29 protein-coding genes and 1 pseudogene are annotated in these 25027 nt (G+C 55.2%); 22 read left to right on the forward strand and 8 right to left on the reverse strand.

The window, feature by feature from the left end; genetic code table 11:
• The first annotated feature begins 51 nt into the window (after positions 1-51).
• Complete coding sequence (gene lipA / locus GC56T3_RS02920) at positions 52-948, forward strand: lipoyl synthase (RefSeq protein WP_013144325.1); 897 nt, start codon at positions 52-54, stop codon at positions 946-948.
• A 122-nt stretch (positions 949-1070) separates the two neighbouring features.
• Here lipA and GC56T3_RS02925 read toward each other — a convergent pair whose 3' ends face one another.
• Positions 1071-1757: a YhcN/YlaJ family sporulation lipoprotein gene (locus GC56T3_RS02925; protein ID WP_011232443.1), complete on the reverse strand. Its 687-nt coding sequence runs from the start codon at positions 1755-1757 to the stop codon at positions 1071-1073.
• Positions 1758-1869: 112 nt separating this feature from the next.
• Here GC56T3_RS02925 and GC56T3_RS02930 point away from each other — a divergent pair, with 112 nt between their 5' ends.
• Positions 1870-2145, forward strand: coding sequence for a YutD family protein (locus tag GC56T3_RS02930; RefSeq protein WP_013144326.1), 276 nt, complete (start codon positions 1870-1872; stop codon positions 2143-2145).
• Between the two features lie 38 nt (positions 2146-2183).
• Here GC56T3_RS02930 and GC56T3_RS02935 read toward each other — a convergent pair whose 3' ends face one another.
• Both GC56T3_RS02935 and GC56T3_RS02940 read right to left on the reverse strand, forming a co-directional pair.
• Entirely contained in the window at positions 2184-2468 is a 285-nt protein-coding gene (locus tag GC56T3_RS02935) for a hypothetical protein (RefSeq protein ID WP_013144327.1), read from the reverse strand.
• A 58-nt stretch (positions 2469-2526) separates the two neighbouring features.
• Positions 2527-2799, reverse strand: a complete 273-nt coding sequence (locus GC56T3_RS02940; RefSeq protein ID WP_011232440.1) for a DUF3055 domain-containing protein — start codon at positions 2797-2799, stop codon at positions 2527-2529.
• 97 nt (positions 2800-2896) lie between these two features.
• Between GC56T3_RS02940 and GC56T3_RS02945 the strand changes: the two genes are divergently transcribed.
• Entirely contained in the window at positions 2897-3334 is a 438-nt protein-coding gene (locus tag GC56T3_RS02945; RefSeq protein WP_013144328.1) for a DUF86 domain-containing protein, read from the forward strand.
• A 24-nt stretch (positions 3335-3358) separates the two neighbouring features.
• A complete protein-coding gene (locus GC56T3_RS02950) occupies positions 3359-4129 on the forward strand; it encodes a TIGR01457 family HAD-type hydrolase (protein ID WP_011232438.1) in 771 nt (256 codons plus the stop codon).
• A gap of 83 nt (positions 4130-4212) precedes the next feature.
• On the opposite strand, the gene GC56T3_RS02955 is transcribed toward GC56T3_RS02950, so the two are convergent.
• Positions 4213-4710, reverse strand: coding sequence for a phosphatidylglycerophosphatase A (locus tag GC56T3_RS02955; protein ID WP_011232437.1), 498 nt, complete (start codon positions 4708-4710; stop codon positions 4213-4215).
• A 295-nt stretch (positions 4711-5005) separates the two neighbouring features.
• On the opposite strand from GC56T3_RS02955, the gene yutH reads away from it, so the two are divergent.
• From yutH to thrB, 5 genes are all read left to right on the forward strand, one after another.
• The gene (gene yutH, locus GC56T3_RS02960; RefSeq protein WP_013144329.1) at positions 5006-6007 is read left to right on the forward strand and encodes a spore coat putative kinase YutH; all 1002 of its coding nucleotides are present in this window, start codon (positions 5006-5008) and stop codon (positions 6005-6007) included.
• 144 nt (positions 6008-6151) lie between these two features.
• A complete protein-coding gene (locus GC56T3_RS02965) occupies positions 6152-7126 on the forward strand; it encodes a D-glycerate dehydrogenase (protein WP_013144330.1) in 975 nt (324 codons plus the stop codon).
• Between the two features lie 92 nt (positions 7127-7218).
• Positions 7219-8517, forward strand: a complete 1299-nt coding sequence (locus GC56T3_RS02970) for a homoserine dehydrogenase (protein WP_013144331.1) — start codon at positions 7219-7221, stop codon at positions 8515-8517.
• Positions 8517-9578: a threonine synthase gene (thrC, locus tag GC56T3_RS02975; RefSeq protein ID WP_013144332.1), complete on the forward strand. Its 1062-nt coding sequence runs from the start codon at positions 8517-8519 to the stop codon at positions 9576-9578. The genes GC56T3_RS02970 and thrC overlap by 1 nt, the downstream gene beginning before the upstream one ends.
• Positions 9575-10489, forward strand: coding sequence for a homoserine kinase (thrB, locus tag GC56T3_RS02980; protein WP_013144333.1), 915 nt, complete (start codon positions 9575-9577; stop codon positions 10487-10489). Before thrC ends, thrB begins: the two co-directional genes overlap by 4 nt.
• 237 nt (positions 10490-10726) lie before the next feature.
• Here thrB and GC56T3_RS02985 read toward each other — a convergent pair whose 3' ends face one another.
• Positions 10727-10969 (reverse strand): NifU family protein, encoded by a 243-nt coding sequence (locus tag GC56T3_RS02985; RefSeq protein WP_011232431.1) that lies wholly within the window; start codon positions 10967-10969, stop codon positions 10727-10729.
• 84 nt (positions 10970-11053) lie between these two features.
• On the opposite strand from GC56T3_RS02985, the gene GC56T3_RS02990 reads away from it, so the two are divergent.
• Positions 11054-11407, forward strand: coding sequence for a YuzD family protein (locus tag GC56T3_RS02990; protein WP_013144335.1), 354 nt, complete (start codon positions 11054-11056; stop codon positions 11405-11407).
• Between the two features lie 85 nt (positions 11408-11492).
• On the opposite strand, the gene GC56T3_RS02995 is transcribed toward GC56T3_RS02990, so the two are convergent.
• Positions 11493-12563, reverse strand: a complete 1071-nt coding sequence (locus GC56T3_RS02995) for an NAD(P)/FAD-dependent oxidoreductase (protein WP_011232429.1) — start codon at positions 12561-12563, stop codon at positions 11493-11495.
• Positions 12564-12732: 169 nt separating this feature from the next.
• Here GC56T3_RS02995 and GC56T3_RS03000 point away from each other — a divergent pair, with 169 nt between their 5' ends.
• The 5 genes from GC56T3_RS03000 (at position 12733) to GC56T3_RS03020 (ending at position 16782) form a co-directional block, all read left to right on the forward strand.
• Entirely contained in the window at positions 12733-12972 is a 240-nt protein-coding gene (locus tag GC56T3_RS03000; protein ID WP_013144336.1) for a YuzB family protein, read from the forward strand.
• Between the two features lie 131 nt (positions 12973-13103).
• Positions 13104-13976: a diaminopimelate epimerase gene (gene dapF / locus GC56T3_RS03005; protein WP_013144337.1), complete on the forward strand. Its 873-nt coding sequence runs from the start codon at positions 13104-13106 to the stop codon at positions 13974-13976.
• A 235-nt stretch (positions 13977-14211) separates the two neighbouring features.
• Positions 14212-15492: an IS110 family transposase gene (locus GC56T3_RS03010; protein ID WP_041468193.1), complete on the forward strand. Its 1281-nt coding sequence runs from the start codon at positions 14212-14214 to the stop codon at positions 15490-15492.
• Between the two features lie 396 nt (positions 15493-15888).
• Complete coding sequence (locus GC56T3_RS03015; RefSeq protein WP_013144338.1) at positions 15889-16254, forward strand: iron-sulfur cluster assembly accessory protein; 366 nt, start codon at positions 15889-15891, stop codon at positions 16252-16254.
• A 225-nt stretch (positions 16255-16479) separates the two neighbouring features.
• A complete protein-coding gene (locus GC56T3_RS03020) occupies positions 16480-16782 on the forward strand; it encodes a lipopolysaccharide assembly LapA domain-containing protein (RefSeq protein ID WP_013144339.1) in 303 nt (100 codons plus the stop codon).
• A 162-nt stretch (positions 16783-16944) separates the two neighbouring features.
• Here the strand turns inward: GC56T3_RS03020 and GC56T3_RS03025 are convergent, their stop codons facing one another.
• Positions 16945-17943 carry an NAD(P)/FAD-dependent oxidoreductase gene (locus tag GC56T3_RS03025; RefSeq protein ID WP_193568251.1) on the reverse strand — a complete coding sequence of 333 codons (999 nt, stop codon included), beginning with the start codon at positions 17941-17943 and terminating at the stop codon, positions 16945-16947.
• Positions 17944-18219: 276 nt separating this feature from the next.
• On the opposite strand from GC56T3_RS03025, the gene GC56T3_RS03030 reads away from it, so the two are divergent.
• The 5 genes from GC56T3_RS03030 to GC56T3_RS03045 all read left to right on the forward strand — a co-directional run bounded on the left by GC56T3_RS03030 (position 18220) and on the right by GC56T3_RS03045 (position 21643).
• A complete protein-coding gene (locus GC56T3_RS03030) occupies positions 18220-19443 on the forward strand; it encodes an NAD(P)/FAD-dependent oxidoreductase (RefSeq protein WP_013144341.1) in 1224 nt (407 codons plus the stop codon).
• 119 nt (positions 19444-19562) lie between these two features.
• Complete coding sequence (locus GC56T3_RS03035) at positions 19563-20066, forward strand: NUDIX domain-containing protein (RefSeq protein WP_041468194.1); 504 nt, start codon at positions 19563-19565, stop codon at positions 20064-20066.
• A 123-nt stretch (positions 20067-20189) separates the two neighbouring features.
• Positions 20190-20327 (forward strand): YuiA family protein, encoded by a 138-nt coding sequence (locus GC56T3_RS19545; RefSeq protein ID WP_013144343.1) that lies wholly within the window; start codon positions 20190-20192, stop codon positions 20325-20327.
• A gap of 126 nt (positions 20328-20453) precedes the next feature.
• Complete coding sequence (locus GC56T3_RS03040) at positions 20454-20777, forward strand: YuiB family protein (protein WP_013144344.1); 324 nt, start codon at positions 20454-20456, stop codon at positions 20775-20777.
• A gap of 227 nt (positions 20778-21004) precedes the next feature.
• Positions 21005-21643 (forward strand): 3D domain-containing protein, encoded by a 639-nt coding sequence (locus tag GC56T3_RS03045; protein WP_013144345.1) that lies wholly within the window; start codon positions 21005-21007, stop codon positions 21641-21643.
• 17 nt (positions 21644-21660) lie between these two features.
• Here GC56T3_RS03045 and GC56T3_RS03050 read toward each other — a convergent pair whose 3' ends face one another.
• Positions 21661-22470: a cobalamin-binding protein gene (locus tag GC56T3_RS03050; RefSeq protein ID WP_013144346.1), complete on the reverse strand. Its 810-nt coding sequence runs from the start codon at positions 22468-22470 to the stop codon at positions 21661-21663.
• Between the two features lie 183 nt (positions 22471-22653).
• Between GC56T3_RS03050 and GC56T3_RS03055 the strand changes: the two are divergent.
• Positions 22654-24147 (forward strand): annotated as a pseudogene (locus GC56T3_RS03055) (leucyl aminopeptidase).
• A gap of 254 nt (positions 24148-24401) precedes the next feature.
• Positions 24402-25022, forward strand: coding sequence for a DUF47 domain-containing protein (locus GC56T3_RS03060; RefSeq protein ID WP_013144347.1), 621 nt, complete (start codon positions 24402-24404; stop codon positions 25020-25022).
• Positions 25023-25027: the final 5 nt, after the last annotated feature.

Consider the following 25027-nt stretch of genomic DNA (forward strand, 5'->3'; position numbering starts at 1 on the left):
CTTTTCATTATAATGAGAAATGAACAATCATCGACAAGTGGAGTGAGAACGATGGCGACGAAAGAAGAACACGTCCGCAAGCCGGACTGGTTGAAAATCAAGTTGAACACGAACGAGAATTATATCGGTTTAAAGAAGCTGATGCGGGAAAACCGTTTACATACCGTTTGCGAGGAAGCGAAGTGCCCAAACATTCACGAATGCTGGGCCGTACGGCGGACGGCGACGTTTATGATTTTAGGCAGCGTCTGCACGCGCGCCTGCCGCTTCTGCGCCGTCAAAACCGGACTGCCGACCGAGCTCGATTGGCAGGAGCCGGAACGCGTCGCGGAATCGGTGCGCATCATGAACTTGAAACACGTCGTCGTCACCGCCGTCGCCCGCGATGACCTAAAAGACGGCGGGGCGGCGGTATTCGCCGAAACGGTGCGTGCCATCCGCCGGAAAAACCCGTTTACGACGATCGAGGTGCTGCCGTCGGATATGGGCGGGGTGTATGAAAACTTGAAAATTTTGATGGATGCCCGCCCTGACATTTTAAACCATAACATCGAAACGGTGCGCCGCTTGACTCCAAGGGTGCGCGCCCGCGCGACGTACGAACGTTCGCTTGAGTTTTTGCGGCGCGCGAAAGAATTGCAGCCGGACATTCCAACGAAATCGAGCATCATGGTCGGCCTTGGGGAAACGAAAGAGGAAATCATTGAAGCGATGGACGATTTGCGCGCCAACCATGTCGACATTTTGACGATCGGCCAGTATTTGCAGCCGACGAAAAAACATTTGAAGGTCGTAAAATATTACCATCCGGATGAGTTTCAAGAGCTGAAAGAAATCGCGTTGAGCAAAGGGTTCAGCCATTGTGAAGCGGGGCCGCTCGTCCGCTCGTCGTACCATGCCGATGAGCAGGTGAGCGAGGCGGCGAAAGCGCGGCAGTTGAAAGCGTAGCATCCAACGAACGGCGCGAAAGCAAGCAAGCGTTGTTTCAGCGGCTGAAAGCATCATCCCGGCCGGATGAACGCGAAGAAACGGTCATGCCTTTCATGAAGAAGGCAGACCGTTTCTTTTCCCTAGCGCCCCGCTTTCGTCGCCCGCGGCGTGCCGTCGCGGAAATCGCGGTCTAATTCATCGTTTGTTTCGTTGATCATTTCGCCGTTTTCATTTTCCCCGTCGCTCAGTTTTTTCCCTTGCGGATATTTCAACATCCGCTGAATCGTCGCATCGAGAATTTGGTCGATGTTGCGCGTGTTCGAATCAAGGCGCCCGAAGCGCTCAATGTCCTTCATCAGCTGCGGATTGTCGGCGACATACACATGGTAGTAGCGTGGAACGACGGAAAGCGCTGTTTTTTTCACTTGATCGGCCGTTTGCTGCCGGTTGTTCGTGTCCGCGTCATACACGACGAGCACTTCCTCATCCGTGACGAGCGTGGCGACGTCTTTGACGCCCGGCAGCTGGGTGCACAATTTGCTGATTAAATCAGCCGCTTTCTCGCGGTTGAAGGACGGCATGTCGTTATAGCCGTTTGCATCGCCGAGGATCGGGCTTTTTTGATGGCGGACGTAGCCGAAGTTGTTCATCGGCGTGTCATCGCCGTTGGGCACCCCGTTTTCATTGTACAGCTCGTTGCGGTCGGTGACATTGATCGTGTTGCCGCTCCGCTTGTAAATATCGGTGTTTTCGTCCTGAGCCGTCTGCGCGCAGCCGGCTAGGGCGACGGCCGCTCCGAACGCAACGGCCAACCATGGTCGTCTCATCGTCAGCACCCCCTTCGCTTTTAGGGTGGCACACGGATGATGGTTTGATGACAGTAATTGATTGGGGGCGATGCATCGTTTATGATGGAAGTGGAAAGGCGAGGTGAGAACAGTGATTTGCATTAACAATCATTGTTACGAACTGGTGGAAAATGTGAAAAACGCCTTTAATGAAGAAGCCTTTCGCGCCCGATATGCGGACATTTTGGCGAAGTACGACTACATTGTCGGGGATTGGGGATACAACCAGCTCCGGTTGCGCGGGTTTTTTGACGACCATAACCAAAAAGCGACGTACGATACGAAAATCAGCACGTTGTCCGAATATTTGTATGAATATTGCAACTTCGGCTGCGCGTATTTTGTGCTGCGCAAGGTGAAACGGTAAGCACGGCAGCCGCCCGCTTGCCGCGAGCGGCTGCCTCGTCATTCGCCTTCGTTGTACGGAAACTGTTCGCTTTGATGCGGATCGTCGTGCGGCGGGTGGGCGGCTGGGTCACGCCTTGGAATGTTTTGGTGGAACGATTTAAACTCGTAGTTGAAGGCGCTGTAATGCCGCTGGCCTTCCTTCCAAGGCGTGCTTTTGTTTTCGACCGGCGCGTCGTCGCGGCGCGGCGAGCCGTACGGTCCTTCTGGGAACTCTTCAGCGGTCAAGAAATTGCGCTGTTTCTCGACGACGGAAAAATCGGCGTATGTTTCCCGTTCCGCCATTCGTCTCACCTTCCTTCGTTCGTGGACTGTTTCATAAGATGCCCGAAACCGAGGAAGGTTATGAGAGATACTCCTCCAAAAAGGCGCGCAAATCGTTGGCATCTTGTTCATGAAGCTGGTAAGCGTGCTCGATATAGCCTGGCTCCTCCAAATCGTCGCGCCCGAGAATGGCAAAGCGGTTGCTTTGCAAGTCGAGCACGAGCCACTTTCCGTAAAAACGATCCGTTTCGATGAGCGCCAAATCAAACCGCTGCCGCTCGCCGACAAAGCTGACGAAGCGGACGGCCGCTTCGACGGTGTCGTCGTATAAATAAAACCGTTCGCCCATCATTTGAGCCCCTCCTGTTTTTCGTCTATGTCCATCATAGCAGACAGGCGGCGAAAATGGGAGACAGCAAATCGCACAAAGGAACGAGGAGGGATGACGGATGTATTTTGTCGATCGCAAAAAACTGGAAGAAACGCTCAGCTACATGGAACAAATGCTGGACCGTTACAAGGCCGAGGAGCGATGGGACGAGCCGCTTCGGCAATTGGCGCTCGAACGGATCGCTCATATCGTCATCGAGGCGGTGTTGGACGTCGGCAACGCCATGATCGATGGGTTTATTATGCGCGACCCAGGCAGCTACAACGACATCATCGACATTTTGGCTGACGAACGAGTGATCTCGCCGGCGGATGCCGACCGATTGAAAGCGTTCATTGCCCATCGGAAAATGCTTGTGCACGAATATGCGCGCGTCGATCACGCGAAATTGCTCGCCGATCTGAACGAACATTTGCCGGCGCTTGAGGCGTATCCGAAGGCGGTGCGCGCTTACCTTGAAAACGAGCTCGGCCCGGTGTCGGCGTTTCGCAATTGATGGCGGGAAAGGAGAGCGGATGCATTGAAACGATACAACGGCTACCTCATCGATTTGGACGGGACGATGTACCGCGGCACCGAATGCATCGCTGAGGCGCGTACGTTTGTCAACGAGCTGCACCGCCGCGGCATTCCGTATTTGTTTGTCACGAACAATTCGTCGCGCACACCGGCGCAAGTGGCGGAAAAATTGCGTTCGTTCGGCGTGCCGGCCGAGGAGAAGCATGTGTTTACGACAAGCCAGGCGACGGCGAATTACATTTTTGAAAAGAAACCGGATGCTTCCGTGTATGTGATCGGTGAAGAAGGGCTCCAAACCGCCTTGGCGGACAAAGGATTCCGTTTGGCCGGCGAAGATGCGGATGTCGTCGTCATCGGGATTGACCGGCAAATTACATACGAAAAGTTCGCTGTCGCTTGTCTCGCTGTCCGAAATGGAGCGATGTTCATCTCAACCAACGGCGACATCGCCTTGCCGACGGAGCGGGGGCTGCTTCCGGGCAACGGGGCGCTGACGTCGGTCGTCGCCGTATCGACGCAGGTGAAGCCGACATTTATCGGCAAGCCGGAAAAAATCATTATGGAGCAGGCGCTCAAAGTGCTCGGCGTCCCAAAGGAGGACGTGCTGATGATCGGCGACTATTATGAAACGGATATTTTAGCCGGCATGAACGCTGGCATCGATACGCTTTTAGTCCATACGGGCGTTACGACAAAAGAAATGCTCGCCCGCTACGAACGGATGCCGACGTATACGGCCGATTCGCTTTTGGAATGGCTTGACCGCTTGTAAACAACGCCGCTTTGCCAAAAAAGGCAAGGCGGCGTTTCATGTTGCTCGGCGCGGATGGAGGGCGCGCATGGGCAGCGCCGGCGTTACTCCGCATTGGCGGCCCGATGCGCCAGGCGGCTTGACGCCGCCGCGGCGATGGCGCCGACAATGTCGTCCAAAAACGTGTTGCATTTGCCGGTCGATTTATCATTTAAATATTGCAAAATGCCCGGTTTTTGCTTATCGATATATCCGTAGTTCGTAAACCCGATCGATCCGTACACATTGACGATTGACAGCGCCAAAATTTCGTCGACGCCATACAGCCCTTCATCGCGGCGGATGATCGACTGCAGCGGTTCATCGAGCCGACCGTCTTCGGCGAGTTTATCCAATTGGATGCCTGTTAGAATCGCATTTTGCACTTCGCGTTTCGAAATGACGCGGTTGACGTTTTCGATGCACTCCTCCATCGTTAAATCGGGATGATATTTTGATTGCAAGTAATAAACGAGCTCCGCAATTTTTTCCACGGTCACCCCCCGTTCCTCAAGCCAGCGCCGAGCCGTTTGTTCCAGATTGTTCATAATGAATTCGCTCATGAACTTCACCTGTTTCTTTTAGAAAGTCGTTTTCTATATATATGTATCATGTCATAAATCAGTCCGTCATATAAAGAAAAATGCTCATCGGCTTTTTTGGCGCCCGCTGTCATATATAAAAAGTAGCCCCTCTTTTTCCGCGGCCATGCGCTGGCTGATCAGCATAGGTGCGTGAATGGGCCGTTTCATGCTGGAGCGGAGGCGGAATCGGCTCATCGATGGGGCGGCGATGAGATGAAGGTGTGGAACGAGCGGAATGACTGGTTTCGGCAAAAAGGAAAAAGGAGGCGCGGCGATGGAAGAATGGGTGCGTGAACAGTATGGCATGCGCGTCGAGAGGTTGGAGCGAAGCGGACGGCATGCGGCCTTTTGGCATCGGCAGGAGCGTTTTTTGCTCGTTCCCGCCGATGGGCAAAGCGAAGCGGAAATGGAAGAGCGCCAGCAAATGAGCCGCTATTTGCGGGCAAAAGGAGTGGACGGCGTCGGAGAACTGGTCAAAACGACGTCCGGAACGTATATCGCTTCCTATAACGGACAGCCGTTGGCGCTCGTTCGCGCTCCACTTCCGGCGTCCCGCTTTCGTTCGCTCGGAAGGGAATTGGCGGTGATGCATGAATGCGGGAGAACATGTCCATGGCCGATCGTCGCCTGCCGGCGCATCGGCCAATGGCGGGAGCTGTGGGCGAAGCGGATCGATCAAATGGAGGCGTTTTGGTCGAGCAAGCTCGCTTCCGGGCCGTCGTCGCTGTTTGATCGTCTGTTTATCGAATCGTTCCCGTATTATTTAGGCTTGGCGGAAAACGCGGTGCAATACGTGGCGGACACGGAGATTGACGAAGAACCAGGGCGCATCGATTACGCGGCATTTTGCCATGAGCGTCTCCCCGAGGCGAAGTGGGTTGGGGGGGGAGAAGCGAAGCTGCCGACCGACTGGGTGTATGACCATTGCGCCCGCGATTTGGCGGAATGGGTGCGCCATTTGTACGAAAAGAGCGGACTTGGCTGTCAGCGGGCGGTGCGGCAGTTTTTTCAAGAGTATGAACATGCGGCGCCGCTGTCGCCGTTTGCGTGGCGGCTTGTTTACGCCAGGTTGTTGTTTCCGCTTTCCTATTTTGAATGTGTCGAGGCATATTATATCGCTGTGGATGAGAGCGAACGGACAAGGCGGGAGGGGGAGTTGCGGCGCTTGCTCGATCGATCGCACGAGTACGAGCGGTTTTTGGCTTCGTTTGCCAAGATCGCCGGCATCTCGAACCGCATCCGCCTGCCGGCGGTCGAGTGGCTGCCGCCGGCGTAACGCAGGGAAGACAGCTTCCCGCTTTTTTTGGCCCAAACGAAAAAACGACCGCTTCCCTGCCGTTAAACCCTAAGGACAACTTCCCGTTTTTTTTCGGCCAAAGTTGTGATAAGATTTAGAAAAAACGATGCGGGAGGCTGCACCATGACGAAGCCGTATGTATTCATTACGCGAAAATTGCCCGAGGACGTGGTCGCGCCGCTTTTGGCCATCGCTGAAGTAGAGATGTGGCCCCATGAAGATATGGCCGTGCCGCGCGATGTGCTCGTGGAAAAGGCGAAACGGGCGACGGCCATCTTGCCGATGGTGTCTGATCCGATCGATGAAGACGTCTTGTCCGCCGGTTCGGCGCTCCAAGTCGTCGCCAATATGGGCGTCGGCTACGATAACATTGATGTAGCGGCGGCGACCCATCGCGGCATTCTCGTTTGCAATACACCCGATGTATTGACCGATACGACGGCCGATTTGACGTTTGCGCTTTTATTGGCCACCGCCCGCCGCCTCGTGGAAGCGGCTGAATTTTTGAAGGAAGGAAAATGGAAAAGCTGGAGCCCGTTTTTGCTTGCGGGCGCCGATGTCCATCATAAAACGATCGGCATCGTCGGCATGGGGAACATCGGCCAGGCGGTGGCGAAACGGGCGAAGGGGTTTGACATGAACATTCTGTATTACAACCGCTCCCGCCGTCCGGAGGCGGAAGAGAAGCTTGGCGCCGTCTACCGCCCGTTTGCCGACTTGCTGGCGGAGAGCGATTTTGTCGTCTGCTTGACGCCGCTCACCTCCGAGACGCGCCATTTGTTCAACCGCGAGGCGTTCCGGCAAATGAAGAAGTCCGCGATTTTCATTAACGCGGCGCGCGGAGCGGTCGTCGATGAACAGGAGCTGTATGAGGCGCTGGTCGGCGGGGAGATCGCCGCGGCGGGATTGGATGTGTTTGAACACGAACCGGTCGCGGCCGATCATCCGCTCGTTTCGCTTCCGAACGTCGTCGCCTTGCCGCATATCGGCAGCGCCACGTACGAAACGCGGCGCGCCATGATGACATTGGCGCGCGACAACATCATCGCCGTGCTCGAAGGACGGCCGCCGCTGACGCCGGTGAACCGGATCTCGTAAAAATTTTCATTGCCAAATGGCCGATCGTCTTTTATAATGTCTACTATAAAAATACAAATGTCTACTGTACGTAAACAGAAGGGGCGGGAATCATGGAAAAACCAATTTTGGTCGGATTGTTAGGATTAGGAACGGTCGGGAGCGGCGTGGTCAAAATTATTGAAAACCACCAAGAAAAATTGATGCATCAGGTTGGCTGCCCGGTGAAGGTGAAAAAAATCCTTGTCCGGGATGTACAGAAACCGCGTGATGTCGCCGTTGACCCGTCGCTCCTTACGACGAGTGCGGCTGAGGTGATTGACGATCCGGACATTGATGTCATCATCGAAGTGATGGGCGGCATTGAGGAGACAAAAGAGCTGCTATTGCGGGCGCTGCGCCAAGGGAAGCATGTCGTGACCGCCAATAAAGACTTAATGGCCGTCTACGGGTCGGAGCTGCTTCGGGTGGCGGCGGAATACCGCTGCGATTTGTTTTATGAAGCGAGCGTCGCCGGCGGCATTCCGATTTTGCGCAGCTTGGTCGACGGCTTGGCGTCGGACCGGATTACGAAGCTCATGGGCATTGTGAATGGGACGACGAACTACATTTTGACGAAAATGTCGCAAAACGGCGCTTCCTATGAGGACGTGCTCGCCGAAGCGCAGGCGCTCGGGTTTGCGGAAGCCGATCCGACGTCAGACGTCGAAGGGCTGGATGCGGCGCGGAAAATGGCGATTTTGGCCCGCCTTGGCTTTTCAATGGACATCGACTTGGACGATGTGCAAGTGAAAGGCATCACCCAAGTGACGGAGGAAGACTTGAACTACGGGAAGCGGCTCGGCTACACGATGAAATTGATCGGCATCGCCCAGCGCGACGGGCAGAAGGTCGAGGTGAGCGTCCAGCCGACGTTTTTGCCGGATTCGCATCCGTTGGCGTCCGTGCACAACGAATACAATGCGGTGTACGTATACGGCGAAGCGGTCGGAGAGACGATGTTTTACGGGCCGGGGGCCGGGAGCTTGCCGACGGCGACGGCGGTTGTCTCCGACTTGGTCGCGGTGATGAAAAATATGCGCCTTGGCGTCAACGGCCGCTATGCCGTCGCGCCGCAATATGAAAAGCAGTTGAAGACGCCGGCGGAAATTTTCTCGAAATACTTTTTGCGCATTCACGTCAAAGACCAGGTCGGCGCGTTTGCCAAAATTACGACGCTGTTTTCGCAGCGCGGGGTGAGCTTTGAGAAAATTTTGCAATTGCCGCTGAAAGAGGATGGCCTGGCGGAAATCGTCATCGTCACGCATGACGCCTCGCAGCAAGACTACGAAGACATTTTGCAGCAGCTCGGCGATTTGGAAATCGTCGAACGGGTGCAAAGCTCGTATCGATTGGAAGGAGAGAAACGGTAATGGCATGGAAAGGGCTGCTTGACGCCTACGGCGAGTTTTTGCCGCTCTCTGCAGCGACGCCGAGGCTGTCGCTTTGCGAAGGGAATACGCCGCTCATCCCGCTGCCGCGCTTGTCGGAGGAGCTCGGCATTGCGCTCTATGTCAAGGTCGAAGGGGCGAACCCGACCGGTTCGTTTAAAGACCGCGGCATGGTGATGGCGGTGGCCAAGGCGAAAGAGGAAGGAAGCCATACGATCATCTGCGCCTCAACCGGCAATACATCGGCTTCAGCGGCCGCCTATGCGGCGCGCGCCGGCATGCGCTGCCTCGTCGTCGTTCCGAACGGCAAGATCGCTCTCGGCAAGTTGGCGCAAGCCGCCATGTACGGCGCGGAAATTTTTGCGATTGACGGCAACTTTGACGAGGCGCTGAAGATGGTGCGCCGGTTGAGCGAAACGGCGCCGATTACGCTCGTCAACTCGGTCAATCCGTACCGGATCGAAGGGCAAAAAACGGCGGCGTTTGAAGTGTGCGACCAGCTTGGGCGCGCCCCGGACGTGCTCGCCATTCCAGTCGGCAACGCCGGCAACATCACCGCCTATTGGAAAGGGTTTAAGGAGTACCATGAAGCGAAAGGAACGGGCTTGCCGCAAATGCGCGGCTTTGAAGCGGAAGGAGCGGCGGCGATCGTCCGCAACCGGGTGATTGAACAGCCGGAGACGGTGGCGACCGCGATCCGCATCGGCAATCCGGCGAGCTGGGACAAAGCGGTCGAGGCGGCGAGCGAGTCGCGCGGGAAAATTGATGAGGTGAGCGACGCAGAAATTTTGGCCGCCTACAAGCGGCTCGCCCGGACGGAAGGCATTTTTGCCGAACCGGCGTCATGCGCGGCGATCGCCGGGGTGATCAAGCAGCGCGAACGGAACGAAATCGAACGCGGCAGCCTCGTCGTGGCGGTTCTCACTGGCAACGGATTGAAAGACCCGGCCATCGCCTTGGAGACCGCGGCGATCGAACCGATCGTGCTGCCGAACGATGAACAAGTTGTCTTGGAGCATTTGCAAGGGGTTGTCCGGACATGAAAGAAGACGAGATGTTGAAGATCGTCGTGCCGGGAAGCACGGCGAACCTAGGTCCAGGATTTGACTCGATTGGGCTCGCGGTCAATCGCTATTTGACGCTTGACGTCCGCTTGGCGGATGCGTGGTCGTTTGCGCCAAAGACAGCGGAAGTGAGTGGTATTCCGCGCGGGACGGACAACTTGGTGTATCAAGTGGCGGCGGAGACGGCGGACGTTTACGGCCGCCGGCTGCCGAGCTGTGCGGTCGATGTGTACAGCGACATTCCGTTTACGCGCGGGCTCGGGAGCAGCGCGGCGGCGGTCGTCGCCGGCATTGAGCTCGCCGACGCGCTGCTTGGGCTTCAGTTGCCGCGCGAGCAAAAGATGGAGCTGGCGACCCGATACGAAGGACATCCGGATAATGTCGGCGCCTCGTTGTACGGGGGGCTTGTCATCGGCTGCTGCCGCGAGGCGGGCGTGGATGTCATCCATATTCCCGAATTGGATGTAGAGCTTGTCGCCATTATTCCCGAGTATGAACTGGAAACGAAAAAAGCGCGCGGGCAGCTGCCGGAACAATGGACGAGAGAGAGGGCGGTCGAGGCGAGCGCCGTCAGCAACGTTCTCGTCGCCGCGTTGCTCACGAAAAACTGGAAGCTCGCCGGCCGGATGATGGCTGCCGATTTGTTCCACCAGCCGTACCGAAAACCGCTCGTTCCGGAACTCGAGCGGGCCGAGGCGCTCGCTCTTGAATACGGGGCGATCGGTGCGGCGCTGAGCGGAGCGGGGCCGACGGTGCTCGTCTTTGCCGAACCGGGCCAAGGAGAGCGGCTCGCGCGCCGGCTGCGCCCGCATTTTCCGACGTGCGAAATCGCGCGTCTTTCCGTCGAGCCGCGCGGCAGCTGCGTCTACAAGCTGGCGCTTGAAGCTTGAACCTTCTTGGGCGCCGGCGCGAACAGAAGTCCGTTCAGCGGCCTGGCCGTTTCGCCGCCGCGCTTGGGAGCGGGCGAAAGATATGACGGTTTTCCTTGCACAATTTGGAAGGAAACGAAAACGGAGAAGCGCCCGATCAGGCGGGTTGTGGCTGCCCATCACCAGCCTCCCCGTCGGCTCGCCGCCCCGCTGGCGATAAAAAAATCCGAACAGCGGCCGCTGTTCGGATTTTTTATATTAAAACACTTGTTCCACTTCGACGACGCCCGGCACTTCTTCAAACAAGGCGCGCTCAATTCCGGCTTTGAGCGTAATCGTCGAGCTCGGGCAGCTGCCGCACGCGCCGAGGAGGCGAAGTTTCACGACGCCGTCTTCGACATCGACGAGTTCGCAGTCGCCGCCGTCGCGAAGCAGGAACGGACGCAGTTTATCTAAAACTTCTTGCACTTGTTCTTTGATTTCTTGATCCGTCATTTCCATCGACTCCTTTCCTTAGTTTTTATTATAATCATGGTGACAAAAAAAATCTAATGATAAATTTTGCTTTTGCAAAGGGTGACAACGATGACATTCAAACCGGTTGAAATTTGTGTGTACGGGGCCGACGTCATTTGCCCGGCATGCGTGCAGCTGCCGTCGTCGAAAGAAACGTACGAGTGGCTCGAGGCCGCGCTGCGCCGCAAGTATCCGGATCAGCCGTTTGTGATGACGTACGTCGACATTTTTGCGCCGCCGGCCGATGACGAGGAGAAGCGGGAGCTCGCGCAGACGATCGTCGAAGAAGATTGGGTGTATCCGGTGGTGGTGATCGAAGGAAACGTCGTCGCCGAAGGCAACCCGCGGCTCAAGGCGATTTGTGCAGAAATGGAAAAATTCGGGTACCGGCCATCGGCGCATGAAGGGAAAAAGGCGGAATAAGCTCCGCCTTTTATGCGCTCAATGTCTGCCTTTCCGCAAACGTCGATCGATCGAAAAGGCTGAGGCTGTGTTGCGCTGTCTTGATTCAGTACCCATGGTGATGCTTGTACATCCACAAAATGCCTGATTTCAACAAACGCGGCACCCGGCCGGTGAGCGGGCGGTCGGCGAGCAGGCCGAAGCCGTGCTTTTTGCCGAGCGAGCCGAGAATGCCTTTTAATTTGATCGGCGGGAATTCGCTCGGTGGTTCTTCGCCGTTCCACCGCTTTTGCAGCACTTGGACGATTTGCTCGGCTTGCGCTTCAGCGAGCTGGGCGCTCGGGGAATGCGGCAAGCTCGCACAGTCACCGACGACGTAGGCGTTTTCATAGCCGGGGATGTGATGGCGCTTCGTCAGCACGACGCGGCCTTGCTTGTCCTTTTCGACATTCAGTTCGCGGACGACGCGGTTGGGCTGAATGCCGGCCGTCCAGACGATGACGTCGCACTTGACCGGCTCGTCGTGGTTGTACAAGACGCCAGGTTCGACTTTCGTGACGTTGGAGTTGCGGACGATTTCCACCTTGTGTTCAACGAACCATCCTTCCACATAATCGCTCAACCGTTTCGGAAACATCGGCAAAATGCGCTCGCCGCGGTCAAACAGCTTGATGTGCAAGTCCGGACGGCTCTCCGCCAGTTCGCTGGCCAGTTCGACGCCGCTCAATCCCGCGCCGACGATGCCGACCGTCGCTTTCGGCGGTAAATTGTTCAGCGCTTCATAGGCGGCGCGCGCCTTATCGATCGACTGGATGCTGTACGTATGCGCCTCGGCGCCCGGCACCCCGTGGTATTTGTCTTCGCAGCCCAATCCGATCACGACATCATCGTAGCGGACGCTGCTCCCATCCTTTAAATGGACGAGCTGCTGGTCGAGATCAATCGAGACGACTTCGCCGAATTGGTACACAAGCTGCGGATGTTCCGGAAACGGGACGCGGATGTGATGGTCGCTGACCGTTCCCGCGGCCAAGGCGTAATATTCCGTTTTTAAACAATGGTACGGAACGCGGTCGATGAGGATAATATGAATGTCGTTTGGCAATTCGTCCGGGAGGAGGCGCTGCAAAATGCGCATATTGCCGTATCCTCCGCCAAGCAATACAAGTTGTCTCATCGTGAAAAATCCCCTTTTGTCGAGTTTCTAAAGCCGACAATGCCATAGAAAAGTATAACGAAATTGTGACAAAAGAACAATCATTTTTCCGCTTCCTCGATCGAACGAGCATGTCCATTGACGCCGCGCCGGAAAACCGCTACGATGGGAAGAGGAAGGTGAACCGCATATGATGTTGCCCATCATCGAATTTTGCATCAGCAACTTAGCCAGCGGGTCGTACAAAGCAATGGAAATGTTGGAAAAGGATCCGAACTTGGACATCATGGAATACAGTTGCTTAAGCTATTGCACACGCTGCGCGGAAACGCTGTTTGCGCTCGTCAACGGCGAGTTTGTCAGCGGCGAAACGCCCGAGCAGCTCGTGGAAAATATTTATCGGCATCTCGAGGAAAACCCAATGTTTTAACGAAAAAAGGAGGATGCCTGCAAGCGGCATCCTCTTCAATATATTATGAAAAACGGGGGATATTCCCATTGTGCTCAGGAGATGCCGCCATTATACATGCGAAGCGCAAAAAATGTTCAGGAGGGAGTCATGTGCGCTCGTTTTCGTTTACGAAAATGCACGGATTGGGTAATAGTTACATATACGTCGACTTGTTCCGCGAAACATTGCCCGAGGAGGAGCTGCCGGCGATCGCCCGCAGCGTCGCCGATGTCCACACAGGCATCGGCTCCGATGGCTTGATTCTCATTTGTCCATCGGAGAAAGCGCCACTCAAAATGCGCATTTTTAACAGCGACGGCTCGGAAGGGAAAAACTGCGGCAACGGCTTGCGCTGCGTGGCGAAATACGCGTACGAGCACGGCATCGTCCGCGACCGCACCTTTTTGATTGAAACGCTCTCCGGGCTTGTCGAAGCCCGTGTTGCTGTGGCAGATGGCGAAGTGACAAGCGTGACGGTCGATATGGGCGAGCCGCGCCTTGAGCGCAGCGCCATTCCGATGGTTGGACCAAAAGCGGAACGAGTGGTCGCCGAGCCGTTTGCCATCGCTGGGGGCGAATATGAAATGACGGCGGTGTCCATGGGCAACCCGCATGTGATCTTTTACGTTGATGACATCCAAAAAGCGCCGGTGACGATGCTTGGCCCGCTCGTGGAAAAGGACTCGCGCTTTCCGGAAGGGGTGAACGTCGAGTTTGTCGAAGTGGTGAACGAGCGCGAGCTTCATTTCCGCGTCTGGGAGCGCGGCTCCGGCGTGACGCAGGCGTGCGGGACCGGAGCGTGCGCGGCGGTCGTCGCTTCGGTGTTAAACGGCAAAACGGTGCGCGGGGAGGAAACGGTCGTCCATTTGGCCGGCGGCGATTTAACGATCGTATGGGGGCACGACGGGCGCGTGCGCATGACTGGTCCGGCGGAGACCGTGTGCACCGGCGTTTATTACTACCGAGGCGGGCGGAACGGTTGAGCATCGAAAGGCGAAGACGGTATACTATAAGGGAAGAGGGAGCCATTCAAGACGATTCGCCCTATCCGAGTCGTCGGGCGAATCGGTCGAAAAACGGCCAAGCTGTTTGGCCAGTGCCAACCGTTAAAGGAGCATTCCCGTTAGGAGCTTTTCCGGGGACTTGATCAAAAAAAGCCCTCTTGGTATGATGCAGGGGTGTCAAACACATCACTCACCATACCAAGGAGGACTTCAGATGAATTGTACACAAAACTATAAAATTGATCAAGTCACCGAACAAACGCTTGTCGTGGGCATCGATATCGCGAAACGAACCCACTACGCCTGCTTCGTGGATGACCGGGGGCGTGTGCTTCGCAAATCGTTCCCGATCTTCCAGTCGAAAGAGGGCTTTCGCCAGCTGTATGAAGCGATTCAGGAGGCGATGCAAGCGTTCGGAAAGCCGCAGGTGATCGTCGCGGTGGAGCCGACCGGGCACTACTGGTTGAACCTGGCCTACTTCCTCGAGGAGCACGGGATCCCGTTGGTCATGGTCAACCCGGCGCATGTGTGCCGGTCGAAAGAACTCGATGACAACCTGCCGACGAAACATGACGCCAAAGACGCCCTAGTCATCGCCAGACTGGCGAAAGACGGACGATTCCTCGTCCCCCGGCTGCTGCACGAGATCGAAGCCGATTTGCGCGTCGGGAGCACGCTCAAAGAGAAGCTCCGCAAGGAACAGACGGCGGTGAAAAACGCGATCGTCCGCTGGACCGACCGATATTTTCCAGAGTTTTGGACGGTGTTTCGCGACCTGGGGAAAACGGCGCTTTCGGTGCTGGAGTGGACGCCGCTTCCGGCCGATATGGCCAGCCGATCCGCCGAGGAGCTCATCGAGGTGTACCGGCAAAGCGAAGGGCTGAAATGCCCGCAGAAGGCCAAAATTCAGGCGTTGATCGACGCCGCGAAGGACTCGATTGGGGTGACGGAAGGGACGACGATGGCCCGGTTTGAAATCGCCGCGCTCGTCCGCCGATACCGCCAATTGGAGGCTGAGATCGCCGCGTTGGACGCCGAGTTGAAGGCGTTGGTTCAAACGACGATGGAGTATCAATGGCTGAAAACGGTCGACGGGTTGGGAGACGCCACGATCATCGATCTGCTGGCGGAGATCGGCAGCTTCGCCCACTATCGGGACCCGCGTCAATTGGTGAAGTTGGCGGGCCTGACGCTCAAAGAGAACTCCTCCGGCCAGCGCAAAGGGCAAAAGCACATCTCCAAACGGGGACGGAAACGGCTGCGATCGGTGCTGTTTCGGGCGATGATTCCGCTGATCCGGCACAACGAGGCGTTTCGCGAGCTGCAAGAGTATTACACGACCCGCCCCGTCAATCCGCTGACCGGAAAGCAGTCCATCGTCGCATTATGCCGGAAGCTGTTGAATGTGCTGTTTGCGATTTGTACGAAGAAACAAGCCTTTGACGCGGAGCGAATGAAACAGGACGTCTTGTCCCAGGTGCAACGGGCGGCCTAAGGCCTCCCCCTGCGAACGGAAGAATCGTTGGACAACAGGATGACACCGGAGAAGCTGGCGTGATTTTATCCATTCGACCTTGAGTCCCCAAAGGAGCTTGGCCGGCCTCCGCCTGATGACGAGACCGAACGAGGGAATGTTGGCGCGAAGACGCCCGGAGACATGGGAGGGTTCGTCCTCATCAGCGACGCGGAGATCCAAAGGGTGCATCGAATACGCTTCTCCCCACGGAAGGAAAATATCCCCAGCCGTGGCCGCGAAGCGCACCCTAGGTCTGTAAGATATCCACAAAACTGAAAAAGGATGTAAGGGATTTTGTCGAAAAATATTTTTTGGACACCCCTGAGGGGCCGAAAAGCCTTGATAAATCAACATTTCTAGAGGGAGGGATCATGGATGGCAGAGGCAGTTATTACGCTGACAGAAGCGGCAGCGTTTCAAATCAAAGATATGATGAAAGAGCAGGAAGAAGAGGGTGCGTACTTGCGCGTCGGCGTCCATGGCGGCGGTTGCAGCGGGTTGTCGTACGGCATGGGCTTTGACCATGAGCGGCGTGATGATGACATCGAATTTGAGCAGCACGGCATCAAAATTTTGGTGGACCGCGACAGCGCGCCGATTTTGCGCGGAACGGTCATCGACTATAAACAGTCGCTGCTTGGCGGCGGGTTTACGATCAACAATCCGAACGCCATTGCGACATGCGGCTGCGGCTCCTCGTTCCGCACAGCGACCAATGCCGGCACGCCGGAGCAATGCTAAGCGGACGGACAGGTTGACCTCCATCCGCCCGGCAGAGGCAAACGGCCTGCCTTGCCGTGATCGTCGGGCTCTTGAGAAGGCCGGTTTTCGCCGCACGGCCGGTTGAAAACGCGGGCGTGTACCGACTGGCGAAATGTTGGAAGGGTGGTCTTTCCCTCACGAAATTGGGGAAAACGGCCGCGCTCCAACATCGGCCTTTTCGGGAGCGCCAAAGGAGGAGAAACGATGAAAGGACAAATCAATGTCATCTTGGCGCTTGTCTTGGCGCTCATTGTTGCGCTGCTGGCGGTGGCGAATGTCGAGCAGGTGACGATCCATTATTTAGTCGGCGAAACCCGCTTGCCGCTCATTATCGTCATTTTAGGTTCGGCCGTCCTTGGCGGCCTTGTCGTCGGCATGCTCGGATGGGTGCGTTTGTTCAGCCTGCGCCGGCAGGTGAAGCTGCTCGAGAGAGAGCGGGAGGAATGGACGAAAAACAAGGCTGGGAATCATGATGGCGAGTCGGTTTCGCTGGAGCGAGAGGGATGAGGCACGAGCATGGCGCCCCCAACAAAGAGGGGGCGCCTTTTGCTTGAAAAACGGGTGTGGACGGGGCGGGCTATACGAATGGCTCCAATCAGTCGGGATGCGGCGTTAAGGCGAAATGCCGAGCGCCCCTTCGCTTCCGCTTGTTTTCCCGACGGAGCGCCATTAAAACAGCGATGTCGAGTGCGCCGGCTGCATCCGCGCCGTCGGGTCGATGTACGTTTTGGCGCTGCTGATGGCGATCGGCGCTTCGCCAAAGCCGCAGGCGATCAGCTTGATTTTCCCGTCGTACGTGCAAATGTCGCCCGCCGCATACACGCCGGGGATGTTCGTTTCCATCCGCGAGTTGACTTTGATCGCATTTTTTTCGATGTCAAGCCCCCAGTTTTTGATGGGGCCAAGAGAAGAAATAAAGCCGTAGTTGACAATGACGGCGTCGACATCGATCGTTTCTTTCGTTCCTTCTTTCACATGCTCGAGGATGACTTGGCGGATGGCGTGTTCATCGCCGACGAGTTCAACGGGCACAAACGGCGTTTTCACTTGCACGCTGGACTTCTTGAGCTGCTCGACGCTATGTTCATGGGCGCGGAATTTGTCGCGGCGATGCACAATCGTGACGCTCGCGGCGATCGGTTCGAGCATGAGCGACCAGTCAACAGCCGAGTCGCCGCCGCCGCAGACGAGCACGCGCTTTCCGGAAAACTGCCCCAAGTCGTTGATGAAGTAATGTAAGTTTTTTCCTTCATAGCAGGAAGCGCTTTCGATTTCGAGCCGACGCGGCTGAAAGGCGCCGTTTCCGGCGGTGATGATGACCGTTTTCGAATAATGGATTTGTTGATTGGTGACGAGTTTAAACGTTCCGTCCTCCTGCTTTTCGAGCGTGTCGACCGACTCGTTCAGGCAGACGGTCGGCGAAAATAGGTCCATCTGCTCTTTCAGCTGGTTGACAAGCTCTTGGGCGCGCACTTTCGGAAATCCGGCGACATCATATATGTATTTTTCCGGATATAACGCGGCCAGCTGCCCTCCAAGCTGCGGAAGGCTTTCGATAATTTTGACTTTCATTTGCCGCAAGCCGCCGTAAAACGCGGCAAACATCCCGGTCGGCCCGCCGCCGATAATGGTGACATCGTAGACGTTGCGATCTTCTTTCACCGACATCCCTCCCTGCGCGAAAGTCATGGCATTACAAGTTTATCTTACCATAAATGGGCGTGGTTATAACGATCCTTTTTGTTGGACGAACAGAAAAAAAACTTGAAAAGGGAAAGAAAAAGGACTAATATGTTTTGTGGAGAGATTGTTAATTTTTTGTGACAGTCCCTCGACATTTTTTTGGCGGTTAACGTGAATTATTTCACAAACTTCGCTCAATAAAAACGGGGACCGCAGCAAAAGCTATAACAAATGAATGAGAAAAAATGAAAAAGGGTGGAAGTGATTCAGGTGAGAAAACCAAACGTTGTCATTTTAGGCGCTGGCTATGGCGGGTTGATGACGACCGTTCGCCTGCAAAAGCTCATCGGCGTGAACGAAGCGAACATTACGCTCGTAAACAAGCACGATTACCATTATGAGACGACATGGCTTCATGAGGCGTCGGCCGGGACGCTGCATCATGACCGCGTCCGCTATCCGATCAGCGATGTCATCGACCGGAACAAAGTGAAATTCATCCAAGATACGGTGACGAAAATCATTCCAAACGAAAAGAAAGTGCTGCTTGAAAACGGCGAGCTGACGTACGATTATCTCGTCATTGCCCTTGGGTTTGAATCAGAAACGTTCGGCATCAAAGGGTTGAAGGAATACGCATTTTCGATCGCCAATGTCGACGCCGCGCGGCAAATCCGCGAACATATCGAATACCAGTTTGCGACGTACAACGCGGAAGAGGAAAAGAAAGAGGAGCGATTGACGATCGTCGTCGGCGGGGCGGGATTTACCGGCATTGAATTTTTAGGCGAGCTCGCCAACCGGATGCCGGAGCTGTGCCGCGAGTATGACATCGACCCGCACAAAGTGCGCATCATTTGCGTGGAGGCGGCGCCCACGGCGCTGCCGGGCTTCGATCCGGAGCTCGTCGAGTACGCGGTCAGCCAGCTTGAGCGCAAAGGAGTCGAGTTTCGAATCGGCACGGCGATTAAGGAATGCACGCCGGATGGCATCATTGTCGCCAAAGGTGATGATGTCGAGGAAATTAAAGCCGGCACAGTCATTTGGGCGGCCGGCGTGCGCGGCAGCCGCGTCATCGAGGAATCTGGATTTGAAGCGGCGCGGGCGCGCATTAAAGTGGACCCGTACTTGCGTGTCCCGGGGCATGAAGACATTTTCGTCGTCGGCGACTGTTCGCTCGTGATTGATGAAGAAACGAACCGCCCGTATCCGCCGACGGCGCAAATCGCCATGCAAGAAGGCCAGCTGTGCGCGAAAAACTTGGAGGTGCTCATCCGTGGACAAGGGGAGCTGGAGCCGTTTAAGCCGGATATTAAAGGGACGGTTTGCTCGCTTGGCCATGATGATGCCATCGGCGTCGTGTTCGGCAAAAAGCTGTGGGGCGCCAAAGCGAGCTTCATGAAAAAAGTGATTGACAACCGCGCCCTGTATTTGATCGGCGGTTCGTCGCTTGTGATGAAAAAAGGCAAATTTAAATTTTTCTAATCGATCCAAAAAGCTCCCGTGATGGCGGGAGCTTTTTGCATGGCAACGAAACAGGGATCCGCCGCTCGATTGTCGAAATACAAACAGTGCATAACGATCGGGAGAAAAGGATGAGGACGATGGACAACAAACGAGGAAACGTTTGGATTGCGGCGGCCGGACTGGTCATAAACGAGAGCGGGGAATGGCTCGTTGTCAAGAAAAAATACAGCGGGCTAAAAGGCAAATGGTCGCTGCCGGCCGGGTTCGTAAAGCCGGGGGAAATGCTTGATGAGGCGGCGGTTCGGGAAGTGAAGGAAGAAACGGGGATCGACGCCGAACCGGTCGCGCTTCTTGGCTTGCGCACCGGCGTCATCGCTGGGGAGATCAGCGACAATATGGCGATTTTTCTGTTGCGCCCGCTCTCGCGCGACATCGTCGTGCAGACGGATGAGCTGTATGCCGCCGCGTTTTTCAGCAAAACGGCGCTTCAGAATGATCCGAACACATCAGGCTTGCTTCGCTATTTGTTGGCGCTCGAGCCGCTTGATTCCCTTTCGCTGCATGATGGACTCAATCCCGGCGATCCGTTCGGCTACACGAAATACCGCCTTTACTTCGAATCATCGAAATTGAAAGAATAGTCAAGAAAATAAAAGCGATCGAAAGATGTATCCGCTTACACGGACGAAAACGGGGGAGAATCGCCGTTTGTTTTTACAGAAAATTTTGATATATTAACAAAAAAGAAACGGAGGGGAACATCGATGACAAAAACATGGACCATAAACGACTGCCCGTACTGCGAGGGGCATGGATACGTTCAGCTGCTTTTGGGCGGATCGGAAACGTGCTACAGTTGCCAAGGAACCGGAAGCGATGGCGAAGAGGATGACGACCATTGACGTTCGTCTGAGGATATGAAACATCGTTTGGAAACAATCAGGCGATCATAAAGAAGAGAACGAACATTGACGGTCATCCGCCCGATCCAGTACACTGAAAACGGGTGTACGGGAGGTGAAGGGCGGATGCAAATGAGTTTGCCAGTCGTATTGATTTCGATGGTATTGTTTTTCGTTTTGTTTTTTGGCATTGGTTTTTTGTTGAACATGATTTTGCGCATGACGTGGATTTTGGCGGTCTGCTTTCCGTTGATTGCGGTTTTCATTATTGATGATGTGCCGTTGACGCGCTATTTCACCGCGCCGTCCGAGGCGTTCGCCGCGCTCGGCCGGAAGATCGCTTCGCTGGCGGCGGCGGATCTGTTGATTTTGTCAAGCGGCTTTGCCGGCGCTCTTTGCGCCGGATGGGCGATCCGCACGCTGCGGGCGAAAGGGTATCAAATGTTTTAGAGCGTCTCTGCCTTGGGCAGGGGCGTTTTTTTTGTGAACAGCGCTGATGAGCGCCCGAGCGGATCACAACGTCGGTTCGTGTATGTTTTTGGCAAAACGCACAAGCTTTGCGCTCGGGTTTCACAATGAGGTTGTTCATGGACGGTTTTTTCGTTTTTTGTCTCATTCGCAATGAATATTTCGATTTTGGATGGAGATAAATAGAGGTGTGAGAGGAGTTGAGAGCATTGAATGGGTTTAGGCAGTTCGTGCGCCGAACCGCGATGACGCTGCTGTTTTTGGCGGCGCTTTTTGCGACATTCGAGTCCGTTTCCGGGGTTGACGCGAAGACGGTTCTCCATCCCTTTCCGAGCGCTTTATCGATGGATCATCAGCCCGTCTGGGGAATGAAAGAGCTCGCGAAAAACGGGGGCCGCTCCGTTTTGCGGCTTGAGGATCATTTTGACTGGTCAAAATATCCTTCCGTTGAAGTGGTCGCCACCGGCTATACAGCCGGTATTGAATCGACCGGGAAAACGCCCGATCACCCTGAGTATGGCATCACGTACTCCGGCGTCCGCGTCAAGCGCGACCTTTATTCGACGATTGCCGCGGATTTAACTGTGTTTCCGATCGGCACGATTTTGTTCATCCCCGGATACGGGTTCGGCGTCGTCGCCGACAAAGGCGGGGCGATCAAAGGCCATCGCATTGACTTATACTATGAAACAGTCGAAGATGTATATAAATATTGGGGAAAACGAAAAGTCAATGTCTATATCGTGCAAAAAGGCGATGGCAAGCTGTCAGAAGAAGAGTTGAAGCGGCTGAACGAAGATGAAACGATGCAAGTGTTTCGTCAACAATATTTGGAATCGAAAAGTTAAAGGAGGGCTCCCGCTCGTCAGCCGCCAAGGAGCGGATCGCTGTCGTCAGCGGGAGGGAACAGCGCCGGATGCAAAAGCGGCGCCAATTTTTTTAATCCGACCAAGAGGCGCGGAGACGGACGGCAATAGAGCGATTCTTCCAAAATATGGATGTTCCCAGTGCGGACCGCCTCGGCCTGTTGGGCATTCGGGCGCGCCGTGACGGCTTTCGGGCTCATTTTTTTTGTCTGCACGCCGACCCAAACGAGCAAGATGTGCGACGGGTTGCGGGCGAGAACGTCGTCCCATTCCGTTTGAACGCTCGCTTGCGGGACGTCGGAGAAAATGTTGCGCCCGCCGGCGAGCTCGCTTAGTTCACTCAGCCAGTTGGCGCCGCCCGGGGTGAACACGGGGCGCGGCCACCATTCCCAATAGAGGCGGGCCGGTTCAGCCGATGCGGCCCGCTCGCGATGCCAATCAAGCACGTCATGATAGCGGCGGACGAGTTGGGCCGCTTTTTTCGTTTCGCCAAGCGCCTCGCCAAGCTGAAGAAGGTCGTTGGCAATGTCATCGAGCGAATTCGGCGCCAGCACGAGATGCGGGAGCCCGCGCCGTTTGAGCTCCTCGACGTTGCGCTCCATGCCGGGCACGCTTAGGGATGCGACGACGAGATCCGGTTTGAGCGCCTCGACTTGATCCATATCAATGCGCAGATCCGGCCCGACTTTCGGCAGCTGCTTCACTTCCGGCGGCCAGTCGGACGAATCGTCGACAGCGATGACATCGCCAAGGCGGCCGAGATAGGCGAGCAGTTCGGTGTTGCTTGGACAAAGGGAAACGATTCTCATCAGCGTCGGTCCTTTCTAAATCATCGTGATGATTACGGATTCGCCTTGCCTCGCGTGATTTCCTGTCCGTTTCGGCTGATTTTTTTGCGTGAACGCAAGGAGAGAAAGTTAGATAGTCGAAAGAATCGCTTTGCTTCGCTATAATGAAGGTGGGAATGAATCAACATGGAAAGGGATGAGACGATGTTTACGGTAAAGCCTTTGCCGTCGGCAGAGGAACGGGATGAAGCGCTTGTCATCGGTTTGTTTGAAGGGGCGAATTCATGGAGCGGCCTTGCCGGCGAATACGATGCCCGTCTTGGCGGACGGCTGTCGGAACTGCAGAAAGAAGGCGATATTTCCGCGAAGCGGGGGCGCATCGCCACCGTTCATCCATTTTTGCCGATGGGGGCGAAGCGGCTGTATTTCGTCGGTCTCGGCAAAAAAGAAGAGTTGACGTTTGAGCGGCTGCGCGAGGTGTTCGGCAAGCTGTTTCGCGCGTTGAAGCAGGCGAAGCGGACGAAAGCGGCGGTCGCGCTGGACACGTTTACGACCGAGGCCGTCGATGGAAACGAAGCGGCGCACGCCTTGGCGGAAGCCTATCATTTGGCGACGTATGAATTCCCTGGGTATAAGCAGAAAAAGTCAGAACCGGACTACCAGCTCGAATCGCTCATCGTCTACACGGCGGCCGAAGCGGCGGAAATTGAAGCGAGCTTGTTTGTCGGCTCGGTATACGGGAAGGCGACGAATTCGGCGCGCACGCTTGTCAATACGCCGGGGAATTTGCTGACGGCGTCGGATTTGGCTGATTATGCCGTGAAGCTCGCGAACCGGTACGATTTTGATTATGAAGTTTTGGAGAAAGAAGACATGGAGCGGCTCGGCATGGGAGCGCTTTTGGCCGTCAATCAAGGCTCGAAACAGCCGCCCAAACTGATCGTCTTAAAATACCAAGGAAAAGACGAGTGGGAAGACGTGATCGCCCTCGTCGGCAAAGGGGTGACGTTCGATACGGGCGGCTATTGTTTGAAGCCGCGCGACAGCATGGTCGACATGAAAACCGATATGGCCGGCGCGGCGGCGGTGCTCGGGGCGATGGAAGCGATCGGCGAACTGCGGCCGGAACAAAACGTGCTCGCCGTCATTCCGGCGACCGACAATATGATCAGCAGCGGGGCGTTCAAGCCGGATGATGTCATTACCTCCTTGTCGTGAAAAACGATTGAAGTGAAAAACACGGATGCGGAAGGACGGCTCATTTTGGCCGATGCGGTAACCTATGCGAAACAGCACGGCGCCAGCTATATCATCGATGTCGCCACGTTGACGGGCGGGGTGATCGTCGCGTTGGGCACGGACAAAACGGGCGCGATGACGAACAATGAAGCGCTGTTTGAGCAATTGCTTGAAGCGTCGATGGAAACCGGAGAGTTCATTTGGCGGCTGCCGATTACGGAACACGACCGCGAGCGGGTGCGAAGCAGCAAAATCGCCGACTTGAACAATTCTCCGGGGCGGGAAGGGCACGCCATTATGGGCGGGGCGTTCATCGGCGAATTTGTGGAAGATACGCCGTGGGTGCATTTGGATATCGCCGGAACGGCCGCCACAAAGAAAGACGGCGACCTCGGTCCGGCTGGGGCGACAGGCGTGATGGTGCGCACGCTCACCGCGTTTGTCGAGCGGTTTGAATAAGCAAGACGCAAGCGGTTGCCGCGATCCGGATAGAAGGGGCGGCCGCGCGGTGTCGAACGAGAGAGCCGAAGCCAATGTGCATAGCTTCGGCTTTTGTTTGGCACGCTACATAATACATGGGCAGGAAAAACGAACAAAATGTAAAGGTAATGTAAATTTCGTGTAAAGTTTTTGGGCGTCTTATTGTAAATGCTGTGTAAATTGCTACAATAAGTAGCGGTGATTTTCGATTCTTGAGATGGAGGGTGGCCTCAATGATCTTTTCCCCAAAAAAGGACGTTTTCTTCGACATGTTGTTTACGATTTCGGAAAATGTCAAGGAAGCGGCCCAATATTTTGTCGAGTATAAAATTCAAAGCGTGAGCGATTTGAAAGAATTCGCCCGCGTCATGAAAGAGTACGAGCGAAAGGGCGATTCGTTCATCCATGAACTCGTTGTGCAATTAAACAAAACGTTCATTACGCCGATTGAACGGGAAGACATCCATCAGCTGGCGATGAAAATGGACGATGTGCTCGACGGGTTTGAACAATGCTCCGCCCGCTTTGAAATGTTCTCGTTCACAGAAATCGACGAACATATGGCGAAATTTTTTGACTATATTTATCAAAGCACGATCGAAATTGTTCACGCCCTCGAACTGCTTGCGAACAAAAAATTGCTTGATATGCGCCAACATGCCATTAAAATCAAGGACTATGAAACGAAGTGCGACGAAATTTTGCGCGCCTCGATCAAAAATTTGTTTGTGACGCAAAAAGACCCGATTAAAATCATTCAATACAAAGAGCTTTACGAAATGTTGGAAGAGATTGCCGACAGTTGTGAAGATGTCGCCAATACGTTAGAGACGATTATCATGCGCAACGCATAAAAAGG

The organism is Geobacillus sp. C56-T3, from assembly GCF_000092445.1.
Classification (GTDB): domain Bacteria; phylum Bacillota; class Bacilli; order Bacillales; family Anoxybacillaceae; genus Geobacillus; species Geobacillus thermoleovorans.